The organism is Ideonella sp. (assembly GCF_036277275.1).
In the GTDB taxonomy this organism is placed as follows: domain Bacteria; phylum Pseudomonadota; class Gammaproteobacteria; order Burkholderiales; family Burkholderiaceae_C; genus Ideonella.
The window spans coordinates 1-16,578 of record NZ_DASUNH010000142.1 but is presented as its reverse complement, the minus strand read 5'-3'; the positions used below and the strand labels follow the sequence as shown (position 1 = coordinate 16,578).

1 protein-coding gene is annotated in these 16,578 nt (G+C 63.5%); it reads left to right on the top strand.

What is annotated here, in order from left to right:
* Positions 1-80: 80 nt before the first annotated feature.
* Positions 81-16,094: a LysM peptidoglycan-binding domain-containing protein gene (locus VFY73_RS24975; RefSeq protein ID WP_329723968.1), complete on the top strand. Its 16,014-nt coding sequence runs from the start codon at positions 81-83 to the stop codon at positions 16,092-16,094.
* The last annotated feature ends 484 nt before the right edge of the window (positions 16,095-16,578 follow it).

Genomic DNA, 16,578 nt, shown 5'->3' with positions numbered 1-16,578 from the left:
GCTTTGAGCTGACCGCCCAGATTTCCGACCATGGCCCGCATGAGGCTGCTCGTCAACCGAGCAACTTCATTCGTACGAACATGGTCGCAATCGTCAGTGGCAACAGTCTTGGTCTGGAACTCACCTCGCTGGGCACTTTGGGCTCGCAAGGGCTGTGGGGCTCGGCGGGTCAAGGCAATAGCGGCGAGCAGGTTTATGTCAACGCGGCCACCGGCAACCTGGTGGTGCAGCGGCGAGATGACTTCCTGGCCAGCCGAGGGTTGGACAACCAGGCGATTCGTACCTACAACAGCCTGGGCCAACTGAACGACGACAACGGCGACAACTGGGCGCTGGGGGTGTACGCGCAGCAGCTGGTGCTCAGTGGCACGGTCAATACCGTGGGCAGTTCGCTGATGCGCACGGGGCGCGACGGCTCGGTGGCGACTTACATGTGGGATGCTACGCGCTCTTGCTACGTCACCACCGACGGCGACAGCGCACACGACACGATCACCTGCAGCGCCGACGAGTACCTGCGCACCGACGGCTCCAGCCGAGCGGTCGAAAAGTACACCGCCACGGGCCAGAACGGTGCGCTGCGCTTGGTGAGTCTCACCGACGCCGACGGCAATCTCAGCAAGTACAGCTACACCTCGGCGGGGCTGCTGAGCACGGTTGAAGACCAGACTGGCGAGTTCACGGTCTACACCTACGACCAGAACGGCGCGGGCACGAAGCTGCTGTCGATCACCACGAAGAATGCGGCGGGGACGGCCACGCGCAGCAGCGTGAGCTATGAGTACGACGGTTACGGCCGACTGAGCACGGTCAAGGTCGACCTGACGCCGGATAACCTGACCGACGCGATTGTCTACAAGACTACTTACGCCTACGACGGCGACAGCCAGCGTATCAAGACGCTGACTCAGGACGACGGTACCTCACTGACGTTCACCTACACGGCGGACAACCGGGTCGAGACGATCACCGATGCGCTGGGAGTACAGACCAAGTACACGTATGACGCGGGCCGCACCACCATAACGGATGCGCTCAAGAGAGACTGGATCTACGAGTACGACTACAAAGTCGACGGCACCGGCACAGGTCAGTTGATGCGCCTGACGAGCCCGGCCGTGGGCGGCGCGAGCATCGTGCAAAGCTACGCCTACGACGGTAGCGGCAACGTCACGAGCATCACCAACGGTGATGGCGAGACGGTCACGATGGCGTACGACGCCAACGGCAACCAGACCAAGGTCACCGATCACCTGGGCAACACCGTCACGCGCACCTACAGCGCGGCGACCAACCGGCTGCTCACCGAGTCCGTGTCGAGCCTGGCCCCGCCGGCGATGGTCAACCAGAGCGGCGTGACCGTGGTGGGTGGCGAGATGGTCAAGACAGGCGGAGTGAACAACAGCTGGGATTCGTCCACCCGCAGCGCCATCGGCTATGTCAGCGCCAGCGTGAGCTTCTCGGCGGGACAGACCAACGCGCACTTCATGGTGGGGCTGAACAGCGACCCCGACACGAGCAAATCGTTCACTGACCTGGATTGGGCGTTCTACTGCCGCAACGACGGCCTGCTGGAGATCCGCGAAGGCGGCACCAACGTCAACAAGCTAGGCACGGCCATCGCCTATGCGAAGACGGACATGCTGCAAGTGCTGTACGACGGCCAGTACGTGCGGTACCTGAAGAACGGGCAAGAGCTGCTCAAGACGCAGGCCAGCCTGACGCAGCCGCTGTACGTGGACAGCAGCTTCTACAGCGCCGGTGCCAAGGTCAACAACCTGCGCTTCGGTGATCGCTTCAAGGACGAGCTGACCAGCCGCTATGTCTACTCGGCCAGCAAGCCGAATCAGCTGGACTACGCGATCAGCGCCGATGGCCGGGTGACGAAGTACCAATACGACGCGCTGGGCCAGCGCACGTCCGAAATCCACTATACGGTCAACCGGTACGACATCTCGGCGCTGCAGGCAGGCGCCGTGCCGACCGAAGCGCAGCTGGACGCCTGGGTCACGGGGCTGGGCGGCGACCTGTCCGGCCTGTCGGTGCGCAAAGACTTCGACTATGACGCACGCGGGCTTCTGAAGACGCTCAAGGAATACCTGAACACCAACGCCGATGGCACCGGCAAGGACGTGCGGTTGACGCAGTACGTCTACGACCCGGCGGGGCGGCTGCTGCAGAGCATTCAGGCCGGCGGCAGCAGCGGCGATGAGACGGGCTCACCCACCACGACCTACGGTTATGACGGGCTGGGTCGGGTGCTGACGGTGACAGACCCGAACGGAGTCTGGACCAGTACGGTCTATACCGACAGCGCCCAGCAGGTGACGGTGACCTACAAGAGCGGCGCGGTCACGACCTCGACCTACGACAAGGCTGGGCGGCTGCTGAGCCTAGCGCGCAGTGGCTACAACTCCACCGCCTACACCTACGACGCCGCGGGCCACATGCTGATGAGCGCCGAGGTGAAGGTCGACGGCGCGCCGACGGGGGTGCGCAGCATCTGGCTGTACGACGAAGTCGGCCGCCAGGTGGCGGTCATCGATGCCAGCGGCACGCTGACCGAGACGGTGTACGACCGAGCCGGGCGCGTCACACGCACGCGCACCTACGCGACGGCAGTAACGATCGCCTCACCGTTCGACCCCGCCACGGGCAAGCCCTGGACGCTCGGCCAGTTGCGGCCGGCCGCGCTGGCGGCGGACCTCCAGCGCTGGAACGTCTACAACGACGCCGGGCAGCTGGTCTATGAGATTGGCGACGATGGTGCGGTGACGCAGCACGAGTACGACGGTGCGGGCCGCCAAGTGCGCAGTGTGCGCTATTCGATGACTATCGCCACGGTGGATTCGCCGACGATGGACTCGGTCACCGCGCTGCTGGACGATGCGGCCGTGGTAGCCGGGAAGGCCAACGACCGAGTCGAGCGCTTGTTTTACGACGCCGACGGCCTGCTCACCGGCACGCTCGACGGCGAGGGCTACCTGACGCGGTACACCTACGACGCCGCCGGGCGCCGGGTGCAGAGCCTGCGCTACGCCACCGCGGTGGTAGCGGGCCTGCGCGCGGGTGCCAGCCTGTCGGCGTTGACGCCGGCCACCGATGCCCAGGACCAGACCACCACCTTCTTCTACGACGCCCGTGGCCTGCTCGAGGGCGAAATCGATGCGGAGGGCTACATCATCCGCAATTCATACAACACCCGCGGACTGCTGCGCAACCAGACGCGCTACTCGACGCGAGTCACCTCGGCCTTCACGTGGGCCAGCGACTTCGATACGGTGATCAAGACCATCCGCTCGGGCGGCGCCGATGCGCTGAACGCCAACGACCGGCGCAGCTACTGGTACTACCGGCAAGACGGGCAACTGCTCAAAACGGTCAACTACGAAGGCACCGAGACGAGCTATGGCTACGACCCGGCAGGGCGCCTGACCCAGACGACCGAAGGCATCAACCTGGCGCTGCAGTCGCAACGTATCAGCCAGGTGCGTGTGGACGCCTCGGGCCGCAAGACAGCCGAGCTGTCGGCCAAGGGCAGCGCGCGCATCGCCGCCGGCGAGGATGTGGAGCTGGTGTGGGCCAGCGACGCGGTGAACTACGCGTATGACGCCTCGGGCCGGCTGATCCGCGTCACCGACGCCAACGACCACACGACGCTGTACTTCTACGATGTCGACGGCCGCGTGACCCACACCGTCAACGCGATGGGCGAGGTCGAGGAGAACCAGTACAACGCGCTGGGCCAGCGCACGGCGACGATGCGCTACTTCAACCGCATCGGTGCCACCGACTTGGCGGGCCTGGTGGCCCTGGCGAACGGCGCCAACAGCGCCGTAAGGGCGCTGGTGGTGGCCAACGCCAGCAAGGACAGCAAGGTAAGCTACGGCTACGACGACGCGGGCCGGCTGCTGAGCGTGACCGACGCCGAAGGCGTGATCACCACCTCGCACTACAACGCCTTCGGCCAGCTCAGCGACCAGCAGGTGCCGTGGCAGAGCGGCGTGAACGAGAACCTGGACAAGCGCGTCGACCTGTACAGCTACGACCGTCGCGGCCTGCTCAAGCAGCTCGTCGCCGACAGCGGCACCGGCAACGTGGCCGCCAAGACGCTCACCGATTACGACGCCTTCGGCCGCGCGGTGAAGGTCACCGACGCCAACGGCAAGAGCCGCACCAACGCGTACGACAAGCTCGGCCGCGTGCTGGTCACCACCGACGCCGAGACCGGCCAGGTCACCTCCACCTACGACGCGTTCGGGCAGGTGCTGACCGTCAAGGACCAACTCGAGCAACTTACCAAGTACGTCTACGACAAGGCCAACCGCAGCGTCAAGATGACCACGCCCGAGGGCGTGACGGTGACGACCGTGCACACCGAGTTCGGCCAGACCCTGACGGTCACCCGCTCGATCGACGCCAGCAACAGCGTCACCACCACCTACAGCTACGACGTGGACGGGCACCTGACGCAGACGCAGGTTGGTTCGACCGTGGTCGAGACGCAAGACTACGACGCCGCGGGACTGCTGCGGTTCACCAAGGACGCCAACGGCGTCAAGACGGTCTACACCTACGACGCGGCCAACCGGTTGTTCACTCGCACGCTGGACGACACCGGCCTGAAGCTGACGACCACCTGGGACTACGACGGCAAGGGCCAGGCCTGGCGCGTGAAGGACGCCAACGACATCTACACCGAGTACAGCTTCGACCTGAACGGACGCACGCTCACGCAGACCGTCGATACGGCAGAACTCAAGCTCAAGACCCAGTACACCTACGACGCGGCCGGCCGGGTGCTGACCGTGACGGCGCCCAACAACTCGGTCACCCAGTACACCTTCGACAAGCTGGGCCGGCGCAAGACCGAAGTGGTCGACTTCGGCACGGGCAAGCTCAACCTCACGCGCAGCTACACCTACGACGCCAACGGCAATGTCGTGAGCGCTGTCGACGCGGGCGGCTACACCACGCGCTATTGCTACGACGCCGAAGGCCGGGTGACCTACACCGCCACCGAGTGCGGCGTCGATGCGAACAACAACCGCATCTGCGCGGTCACGTACAACGAATACGACGACAGGGGCCAGTTGACCCGGCGTACTCGCTACGCCAACACCGTCAAGCTCAGCGACGAGCCGAGCACGGTCGCACCGAGCGCCAATGACCAGGTCACCCGCCACACCTACGACAAGGACGGGCGCCTGACCTTCACGGTGGACGCCATGGGTGGCGTGACGCGGCTGGAGTACGACGATCTGGGCAACGTGCTGCGTCGCGCCGAATACGCCAGGATCCTCACTGCCAGCGAATTGCCGGAAGTGGTGTTCAAGGACACCCTCCCGAATGCGTCGACGGACCGCGTCACGCTGTACCGCTACGACGAGATGGGTCGTCGCATCTGGGCGTCCAATCCGCTGGGCGGCGTCACGCGCACCGAGTACGACAAGGTCGGCAATGTGATCCGGGTGACCGAGTTCGCCAAGGCCACCACGCTGGGCGCCGAACCCAGCGGCGTGACCGCCGATCCGGCCAACGACCGCATCACGGTCATGACCTACGACCGGGCCAACCGGGTCAAGTTCACGATCGGCGGGGTGTTCGTCGACACCGATGGCCAGACCAAGGGCTACGGCAGCTACAACGTCTACACCGACGGCCAGCTGACGCGCGTGCGGCGCTATGCGAACGCGATCACGGTCAGCGGCAACGGCCCCTTTGCCGGCGCGGTGACCCCTGACACGGCCAACGACCGCATCGACGACTACCTGTACGACGGCGCGGGTCGGGTGAAGTGGCACAAGGACGCGGGCCTCACCGAAGAGACCTTCAGCTACCACGCCACCGGCCAGGTCTTCCAGCACACCCGTGCGTCCAACGACGCCGCGCTGAAGACGACCACCGAGTACCTCATCGACGCGGCCGGCCGCCAGACCAGCAAGACGACCGCGGCCGGCATTGCCAATCTGGCCAGCACTGTCCAGTACCGGTACGACGCCCTCGGCAACCTGACGGCGCAGATCGATCCACGTGGCGTGGCGCTCAGCCGCGACAACACTGAGTGGGCCAAGGCCGAGCGAGTACGGCTGGGTTTTGCGGAGCTGGCTCCAGCGCCGAATAGCACGCAGGCAAAGGAGCTGCTGGAAAAGTTCACCTCGTACCACACCTACGACGCCGGCGGCCGGCGCATCAGCACCACCAACGCGCTGGACCAGACCAGCCGAACCAGCTACGACGCGTTCGGCAACGCGGTCAAGGTGGTCGATCCGAGCGGCAACGCGGGCTACTTCTACTTCGACGGCCTGAACCGCGTCACGCTGCAGGTCGACGCCGAGGGCTACGCCAACGAGATTGCCTACGCCAACAACTTCGGCTCCGCGGTCCAAAGCGTGTGGCGCCGCTATACCAAGGTGCCCGTGGGCACCAACGAGACCGCGCGCCCGACGATCACGCTGAACGCCACCTACGATGCGCGGCTGCAGTACAACCTGTACGACAAGCTCGGCCGGCTCATCAGCTCGCGGAACGACCCGAGCGACGGCGCCTCGGAGACCGTGATTTACGGTGTCAACGGCAACCGCTTCAGCAAGAGCGTGACCAACAAGCTCGGCGGCACCGCCACCTACCTGTACGACAAGTTCGGTCGCCAGGTGCAGGAGACGCTGCCGGTGAGCGTGGGCGGTACGGCGGTGGTCAACACCTACGAGTACAACGCCTTCGGCGACCGCATCAAGTCCACCGAAGCCGTGGGCTTGGCCGAGCAGCGCGTCACCACGTACCTGTACGACAAGCTCAGCCGCCAGACCCATCGCATCGGGCAGCCGTACGACCTGTACGACGCGATCAATGGGCAGCCCCTGCCGCCTAAGAAGCCCGTCGAGCTTATCCCGGCCGAGTGGACCATCTACGACGTTCTGGGGCGCATCATCGAGACGCGCGTCAGCGCCAATGCGGTCAAAGTCAATGACACGACCTACACCGTTAGCGGGGGCGCCCGGACGCTGAACTACTACGACGCCGCCGGCAACAAGGTGGCCAGCGTGCAGCCCGCCGGCGCGCTGGCGGATCGAGTGGTCGACGCCGACGGCAACAAGGCGGCCAGCGTGCAGACCAGCGGAACGCTGACCGTGTGGGTGGTCGACCCCTCGGGCAAGGTGTTCAAGGAGCGCGTTTGCGCCAACGTGGTGACCACGCTGCCGGACTCGCCGGGGGGCACGGCGCCTACCGTGACCGCCGATGCGGCCAACGACCGCGTCACGACCTCGCTGTACGACGCCGCCGGGCGCCTGGTGGAAACGCGACGCGACGCCGTGATCCACTGGGAGCAGGCCAACAACAGCAACGCCATCACGATGGACCTGCCGGGCTCGCAACCCGACACGGTCACGCTGCAAAAGCTCGTCTACGACGCCAACGGCAACGTGCTGCAAGAGATCGACGGCCGTGGCAACTCGGTCTACAGCTACTACGACAAGCTCGGGCGCAAGCTGCTGCGCATCGACCAGGACGGCTACGCCACCGCCTGGGATTACACCGACGTGTTCGAGGCGGCCACCAAGGAGACCAAGTACGGCACGCGGCTGCCCGCCTACGGCCTGCAGAACGACACCAGCGTGGCCGCCAACCTGCGTGATCCGGCCGCGCTGCGCGCCGGGCTGGACGACAAGAGCAACCGTCCCGTCGACGGCACCAATGGCGTGCGTGTGGGCTACAAGAAAGGCAACAACTCCAGTCTCAGCCGAAGCCTTGGCACCTTCAACGCCGGTGACACCATCACCTTCACCATCTGGTTCAAGGCTGATCCGCAGACGATGGGACAGATCTTTGTTGGCGAAACGCGGGTGTATCAGAGCTACAAGTCCGCCAAGGCTTACGGCACGGGCGATTGGCAGCAACTGACCGCCACGGTCACGATGACATCGACCGACGACCTGAAGATCTACATGTATGGCGATCGGGACGGTTCGTTTCATCGCGATGGCAGCTTCGTGCTCTATGACCGCGCCAAGGTGGTCAGCGTCCAAAAGGGCGTGGTCTACGAGGACAGCTTCGAAACCGATCTGGCCGGCTGGAGTGATTCGACCGGCGGCCTGGCCACCTTGCAGGCCGTGTCAGTGCCGGCAGATCGCGTCACCGAGTCCAGCTACTACCGCACCGGCCGGCTCAAGGAGCAGCGCATCAAGTCGGTCGTGGCCGAGTACGTGGATTCGGCAGGCAACAACTACACGAACTTCACCGACGCGGTCACCGCCTACACCTACAACGGCCTGGGCCTGGTCACGCAGGTCAAGGAGCGCCTGTTTTACAAACTGGATGTGGGTGACTTCTGGAACACCACCAACATCACCTACGACAGCCTGGGCCGCGAGATCAAGCGCCAGGCGCCGGGCTATGTGGACTATCTGGGCAACGACGTTGTCCCGACCAGCGAGATTGAATACAACGGCCTGGGCGCGGTCAAGCGCGAGATCCTGCGCGGTACCAACGACGCCGTCGAAACCGACGACCGCATCACCAGCTACGAGTACAACAAGAACGGCGAGCGCATCAAGCGCACCGATGCCAATGGCAACGTGATGCTGTTCGACTTCGACGCGATGGGGCGGATGTCGCGGCGCACTGTCATGGCGGTGATCAACGCCGACGGCGTCAGCACCAACCACCTCAAGCTGTATCAGTATGACGCCGCCGGGCGCAACACGGTGACCACCGATGTGGGCACCGGCGAGGTGCGCAAGACCGCCTACAACGCCTTCGGCGAGATCAGCAAGAAGGGCTTGGCCGACGGTTGGCAGGAGTTCATCGAATACAACACCCTGGGCAAGGTCCAGAGAAGCAACACCGACGGCGGCGTCACCAGCATCTTCCTGTACGACGTCAACGGCAACGCTACGCGCAAGATCAACAGCGACGGCACGAAGGACCTGAGCCTTCAGTCAGTCTCGGTGATTGCGGCGGCCACCGACACCACGCTGCTGCACACCTTCAGCGCCTACAACAAGCGCAACTTGCTCGAGCGAACCGTCGAGCCCGACATCAGCTTCCTGCACGACCAGCTGTCGTACCAGGGCGCGTTCTCTCAGCAACTGGCCGATCTGTACGGCCCGGTCAGCGTGGGCAACAGCGCCGGCGGCACCTACACCGGCGGCACCATCAACGCCGACACCTACCAGTACACCCAGGTCACCACCGGCTCCAGTGCGGCCATGCCCACCGATGTGAGCCCGGCTGTGACGGGAGCGCGCAGCTATGGGGCCGCAGGAACGCCGCCGGCGGGCGTCAATACCGGCGCCTATGGCTTCAGCTCCGGTGCCTGGGGCGGCTATGACGGCAGTCCCACTCACGACCGGATGCCTCCGACCAGCAAGCTTTTCACGATGCCATCCAGTTGGCAAATCGGCACCTACCGTCTCAGACGCCTCGACACCAACACTGTCCTCGATACAAACACCTTTCCGGCACAGGCCACGTTCTCTGTCCCCACGAACGTGCATGGAGAAACGCGCTACAACGTGGAGTTCTACGTCGGAGGGACCTGGGTCGTTGCCAGCGAATTGTCGGTCAGTTTCTACGACGCAGACGACTGGAGCCTGATCTGGAGTTCAGACGCCCCCTCGCGGATCATCGTTCCCAACGTGGCTGCGGGGACGACGCTGTTTGCCTCGACCGGTGCGGGAACGTCATCGGAAGTCGCCCTTTCCTGCACCAAGCTGAAGGATTTCAACAACACGGACGTTCCCAACTTCTGGGTCGTTGATACCAGCAGTTTGGCCGGCGGCACTCAAACCATCTCGCTGCGCTGCATGACTGCCAACGGGCACCTTGCCGAGGGAGACAATTTGACTGTCAGCGGCACCTCCGTCAGCGCGGCGGCCGCCATCAAACCCACAGATGCCTGGGTCTCGACCAAATACAAGGGTCTGACCAGGGGCGTGTTCTTCGACGGTGCCAAGCTGGGTGGCACGGGCACCGGCACGATCTGGGTGCGCAAGTCTGGGACGACCGACAACTGGACGAGCGAGGCGGTCAGCGGCTGGTCGGTCAGTCTGGACGGGTTCGCGGCCAACGTGCCCTACGAGTTCATCGTCAAGACCGGGACTTCATCCTTCCACGGCACGTTTACACCCGACGCCAACGGCATCCCGGTGCTGGGCAGCTTGGGCATGCTGGGCGCCGACAACACCCCGGCCACGGACACGCTGACGTTTGACCTCACCGGTCATCTGAGCGACGAGACGGCGACCAGCTTCCAGATGGAGTTGACGCTCGGCGGGGTGAAGGCGACCAAGACGATCACGAAGGACGGCAACGGCAAGATCATCGCGACCTTCACGCTTGCCGACTTCACCGGCCTGGCGGTGGACGCGTGGAAGAACGTGTCCTACGACTACTCCTACCTCGCGTACGGGGTGCGTTCGTCGATCAAGCAGTTCGTCGGCCAAGGCGCCGGCAAGGTGCAGCTGGGCAGCGATCCCAAGATCACCACCGACCTGGCCACCACCGGCTTCCGGCCGCAGGCCATCATCGTTTTGCCAAGTGGCGAGACGCTGTCAGGCAATGTCACCGTCCGGCCGCAGGCCACGCCGACGGACAGCATTTCGTTGTCCGCCAGCGACTGGCGACGCAAGACCGTTGGCACACAGGTCAGCCTGGACCTGAGCCAGTGGTTCACCTGGGGCATGGCGACCAAGCGCTTCGAGGTGATCTATGCCTCGGGCGACGCCAACTTCACAGCCCTCTACGACCTGTCGAGTACCGGCAAGGTCACGCCCGTGCCCGGCGGCCTGACCTGCATGTCGCGCGAGCCGAAGATCCCGCTGACGGTGGCCGGTGCTACGAGCTTGAAGGTGTTGAAGTTCGGCGCGGCGGGCGTGTCGGAGTCATTGATGACGGCGGTGGACGTCGACACGCGCGTGGCCACCAGCGGCTCGACCTTCACCTGGAACGCCGACAACCTGGATGACGGCGTGGCCCACCGCTTCTATTACGAAGCGGTCGATGCCGCCGGCAAGCTCGTGGGCAAGGGCTACGGCAACTTCACGTTGAAGGCCGATGGCTCCATGACTTACACGATGGAAACGGCGCTGCTCAAGCCTTCGGAAGTGCGCTTCACGCCGCCCGCGCAAACCACGGTGTTCGAAATCACGGTCAAGGGCAACGGCGTCGACGAGACCTATACCTCTGGCGTGGATCCCGAGATCCGCAAGGAAGGCAGTGTCTACGTCTTCGATGCTTCCAGTCTGCGTCCGGGGTCGAGCAGCCTCACCTACGCCTTGACGTACAAGGGCAAGGACGGCGGCAACCTGCTCAGCAGCGGCAGCGGAACGCTGACGGTGCAATCGACCGGTGTCACCAGCTCGGTGACGAAGGAAGACCGCAAACCCACGATCGTCACGCTGTATGGCCCACCGGGTCGCAACGTGCCGTTCATGAAGCTCGAACGCCGAATTCCCGACGCCGACACCGACGACGACAACGATCCCTGGATCACCCCAGCCACCATGCTGAAGGATGATCCGAACCTTGGCTCGAACTGCAGCGCCTTCGTCTGGGACGCGAGCGCGATCACGCCCGAAACGGGCACGGTGCAGTACGAATATCGGCTGACGCTGATGAAGTCTTCCATTGACGCCGAGGACCAGTACTACCTCAACGAGGTGGGAGATCCGATCATCACCCTCGGCGTGATGACCCTGGGCGGCAGCACCAGCAACCCGGTGGTCATGCAGCAGTACGTGAAGCAGCTGAACGTGGAAGCGCAGGTGCGCCACATGCAAAGCTACAACGCCTTCGGCCAGATCAGCGAAGAGTACGACGACAGCACGTACGAGCGCATGAAGGAGATGATCGAGCTGTACGGCGGCACGGCGGACATGGACGCCGTGCACACCACCTTCAAGTACAACAACGCCGGCCTGCTGATCTCCAAGACCGACCCGCAAACCCACGTCACCGCGGCCAACGGCTACCGCTCTCGCGCCAACCCCGTCACCAAGTACGGCTACGACCTGACCGGCCGGCTGACGACGATGACCGATGCGAACAACAACCGCAGCGAGCAGGCGTTTGCTGGCGCCGGCGAGCGCCTGAGCCAGCAGTGGGCCGGCGACGGCGCGATGAAGAAGACCGAGTACGACGTCTTCGGCGACATGCGCAAGGCCACCGACGAGCTGGGCGCCGTCGTCAACTACACCTACGACCAACTTGGCAACATGACCAAGGCCGAGCACGTGGGTATCAACCGGGTCGAGAACTTCACCGGCCTTGATGCGGTCGCGTCCACGCTGACGGACACCTACGTCTACGACGCGCTGGGCCAGCGCATCAAGCACACCAACGTGCGCGGCTGGGACGACAAGACCTTCTACGACAGCCTGGGCCGCGTGGTCAAGACCGTCAGCGCCACCCTCGATGTCACCCAGTACACCTATGTGTTCGTCGCCGCCGGCACCAGCGGCGGCATTCTGGGTGCGGGGGGCAAGAACGTCGGCGGCTACAAGCTCACGACCACGCAGGAAGACGGGCGCATGCTGATCGACTCGATCGACTACTTCGGCCGTACCACCTGGCACCAGGACCTGGCAGGCTACAAGTACACCTACAACTATGACTGGGGCGGCCGCCTGGGCTCACAGACCAGCAACCGCGGCCTGGGCCAGAACATCCAGTACAAGTACTACGCCAACGGCTACATCCGCGAAGCCAAGGACCTGACCGAGAAGACGCTGTCGCTGTACGGCTACGACAACGCCGGCAACCGCATCTCCGAGAGCTACAGCCGCCTGAGCGGCGACAACAACAGCCCCGTCGGCTTCTTCCAGGCCAGCACCATCGCCTACGATGAGCTCAACCGGATGAGCCACATCAGCGATGTGTCCTACGACCTGCGCTACGAGTACGACGCTGTGGGCAACCGCCGCGCTGCACTGGCCACCTACTTCGACCCGCTGACTAACGGCTTGCGCAAGCAGGATGAGATGTGGTACGCCTATGACAAGGCCAACCGCTTCACGCTGACGATGGGCCAGTTGCATGGCGGCAAACGTGGCATCAGCACCGGCGATACCACGGCCTACCTGGAACGTGGCGCAGACGGCGTGACGATCGAGTACGACCTGGCAGGTCGCCGCAAGTCGGCCATCTACGGCAGCGCCACCGGCGACAAACCCAAGGAAGAGTATTTCTACACGACCGAGGGCTATCTGGAGGACGTGAAGATTGGCGGCGTCTTGCGAGCCCGCCGCCGCGTGGATGCGCTGGGCCGCACGCTGAGCTACTACGAGTGGTCGGACACCAACGTGAAGTCCACCACCACCACCGCCTACAACCACGACAACCGGCTGGAGAGCCAGACCACCAAGGACGGTACCACCGTCTACAACTACTACACCAATACCAGCGACACCACCGCCAACGCCCTTGGTCGCGGTGAGCTGGCCAATACGGTGTTCACCCCCACCAGCGGCAGCACGACCACTACCACCACCTACACCTACCAGTACTGGGACAGTGCCAAGCAGGTCACGATCAAGAAGAAGGCTTCAGACAAGAACGTCGACGACTGGGCGCCGGGCTTCTCGTACTTGAGCTACGACACCAATGGCTACCTCAAGACGGCCACCGACACCGCCGGCGGACGCACCAACTCGTACATCAGCAACGCCACCGGGCTGACCCTGCAACGCAACGAGACCAAGGCCGGCAAGACCTACTCGCACTTCTGGTACTACGCGGCGGGCCGTCGCGTGGGCGACGTCTCGACCGACCCGACCGACAACGCACGCATCTCGTACGCCGAGTCGCTGGCGCTGAGCATCAAAGAAGGCAAGGTCAACAACGACAAGTTCAAGAACTTCAAGCCCGTCACCTCGGCCGACTTCGACCAAAACTACGAGCCGATCAACGCGACCTACCCGGCGGGCTCGCCCGACACCTACACCGTTCGCACCGGCGACACGCTGCAGACCATCGCGCTGAACCTGTGGGGCGACTCGGCGATGTGGTACCTGCTCGCGCAGGCCAACAACCTGCAGGGCAAGGAAATCCTCGTCCAGGGCCAGGTGCTGGTGGTGCCCAACAAGGTCACCAACATCCACAACAACGCCAACACCTTCCGCCCCTACAACCCGGGCGAGGTCATCGGCAATGTGGATCCCACGCTGCCCGCGCCGACCGCGAAGGACAACTGCGGCGCGTTCTCTCTCGTCGTTCAAGTCATCGTGACCATCGTGGTGAGCATTTACACGGGCGGCAACGTCGTGGCCGGCGCAGCGGCCGGCAACATGGCGGGGCAGTACGTCCGTGCCGGCGCCGCCGGGAAGCTGGACTACTGGGACATGGCCCGAGGCGGTGGCTCACGCACCACAGAACTTGGTTTGATACACCCCGCGCTGCTTGCGGATCCAAGTGGGGGGTATTTGAGTCGCAACGCTTGGGATCATTACCTCTCGCACCCGCCAGGCTTCCGAGGCGAGAACAAGTACGACTACAAGAGCACTGCCGCGGCTGCCGCAGCCGCCTACGTCGCGTCGTATGTGGGGGGAGGTGGGACGGGTACGGAGTCCGCCGCTGGTACCACGGCCGGAACGACAGAAGCTGTGGCCGCCAGCCAGGCGTCTAGCATTCCTGCCTGGGTTTCGCAGGCAGGCCAAGCCGCTGCGGCGGGCGCGGCAAGCTCGGCCGCGTCGCAACTCATTCAAGGCAAATGGAGCTGGCGAGAAGTTGCGGCGTCTGCGGTGGGCGGAGCTTTCGGCTCAATGGTCGGCCAGGGCGCCTCGCAGGTGGTCGACAGCAAGTACGTTGCCCAACTGGCCTCGAGCATGGCCGGTGGCTGGGCCAGCGGCCAAGTCAACCCGAACGATCCTCGTTCAGCTTCGGCACGAATGGGAGGCTTGTTCATCAGCTCGCTTGGCAATGCGTTGGGTAGCTCCATCGCGGATGGAATGCAGCAGGCGCCTAACCAGTCGGATGCAGAGACAGCGCGGCTCAATCGGTATGAAGGTGCGGCGCTGGAGCAAGAGGCTGCCAACAACCGTACGGTCCTCAACACGTTCAATCGCGAGAACGATGCGTACTACAGCGCTCCTAGCTATGAGAGCTGGCCTGACGAGACCGGCGCCGAGAAGGCCCGACTCAATCGCAACGAAGCCAAGCTGCGTTTCCTCGACGGCGCGAAATGGCTTTGGGAAGCGGAAGACGCAGCTTCAAGCAACGCATTCCTTAAGCAGCAGAACGCGAATGCTGACGCTTATCACCGGCAACTGGCTCGTGAGCGGTTCGACTTCAGTGACGGCCTGGATACCAGAGACATCCGACTTGGAAGTTTTTCATACAAGTCGAGGCTCTCCATAGAACTGGCCAAGGCGGATGCAATTTCAGCCAACGCCTCCCAAACTGGGAATAGCCCTCAGGCAAGAAGTTGGGACGGCAACCCAGGCACACCGCCAGCCAGCCAAGATTTGGAGCACGACAGGCCCTACGTCATCGTCCGATCCCTCGTCAATATGGTTGGTTCAGGGGCAGGTTTGATCACTTCTGGCGCAATAACGACGGTCGGTGTTGGACTAATCGGGGCGCCCGAGCCCACGTTGCTATCGAAACCCGCCGGGGTTGCTGTCGCTGCATTTGGAGCCGCGACCTTCGCAAAAAATGCGGGAGACTTTTCGGTCAACGCAGCAAATCTCTGGAAAGCCGCAACGGAAACCGGGAACTATTATCAAGACTCCATTCTGGAACAAGTTACCGCGATGGCTACAGAAGGGTCCATCCATTCCGCCTATGCCGTTCGTTCGGCCGCCGCCGGGAATCTCGCCTTGGATCTCGCGGCTGGCAAAGTGCCAAGCAAGTGGGTTGTCTCCACTGGAGCGAAGTTCGTCCCTGGCCAGAGTGCCGCGCTTTTCCAAGCCCCGGTGTTGGCCTCGGTTGAGTCTCAGGCTCTCGTCAAGTATGGGGACACCTACTATGTTGCCGACAGGATCGGCAATGCCACTGCTTCTCGGTTGGGGGGGTTGGCGTTTGACGTGAATGAAAATATCGCCAATCCTTTTGAATATCTATACGTACCCTCTGAGCCGAAGCCAGCCTCGAACTAACCATGGCGGTGAAATTACTGGTCATATTAGCGTGGTTCCAGCACACTCTGCTAGTATTGGCATCGTTGGCAGGGTTGCTTGGTCAGAGATATTTTGCTTGGCTGCCTTTGGTTATAATGCTTGCCCTAGTCGTTGACGAGATACACAAGCGCGGTCTCGCGAGAATGCTAATCCCGGAACCAACCGAGGCACTTGGACGGCGATTCAATCTATTCAGGATATTCACAATCGCGCTGTCGACTGGAATCAACATCGCCCTACTTTTGTTTAGTCGGCCCTGAAGAACGCCTGCAACCCGCATGAATGCTGGCGTTGCGGGCGATTGCCGATGGCACGCAAAACCGGGGTCAGATACCGTCTTGGAAGTCAAGCTTAGGCATGGCGATCCGCGGGTCGAACGGCACTCCTGAGCGAAGCACCCCGTAGATCAGCATGGCCAACTTGTGCATGCACGCACCCACCACGGCCTTGGGCGCCAGGCCAG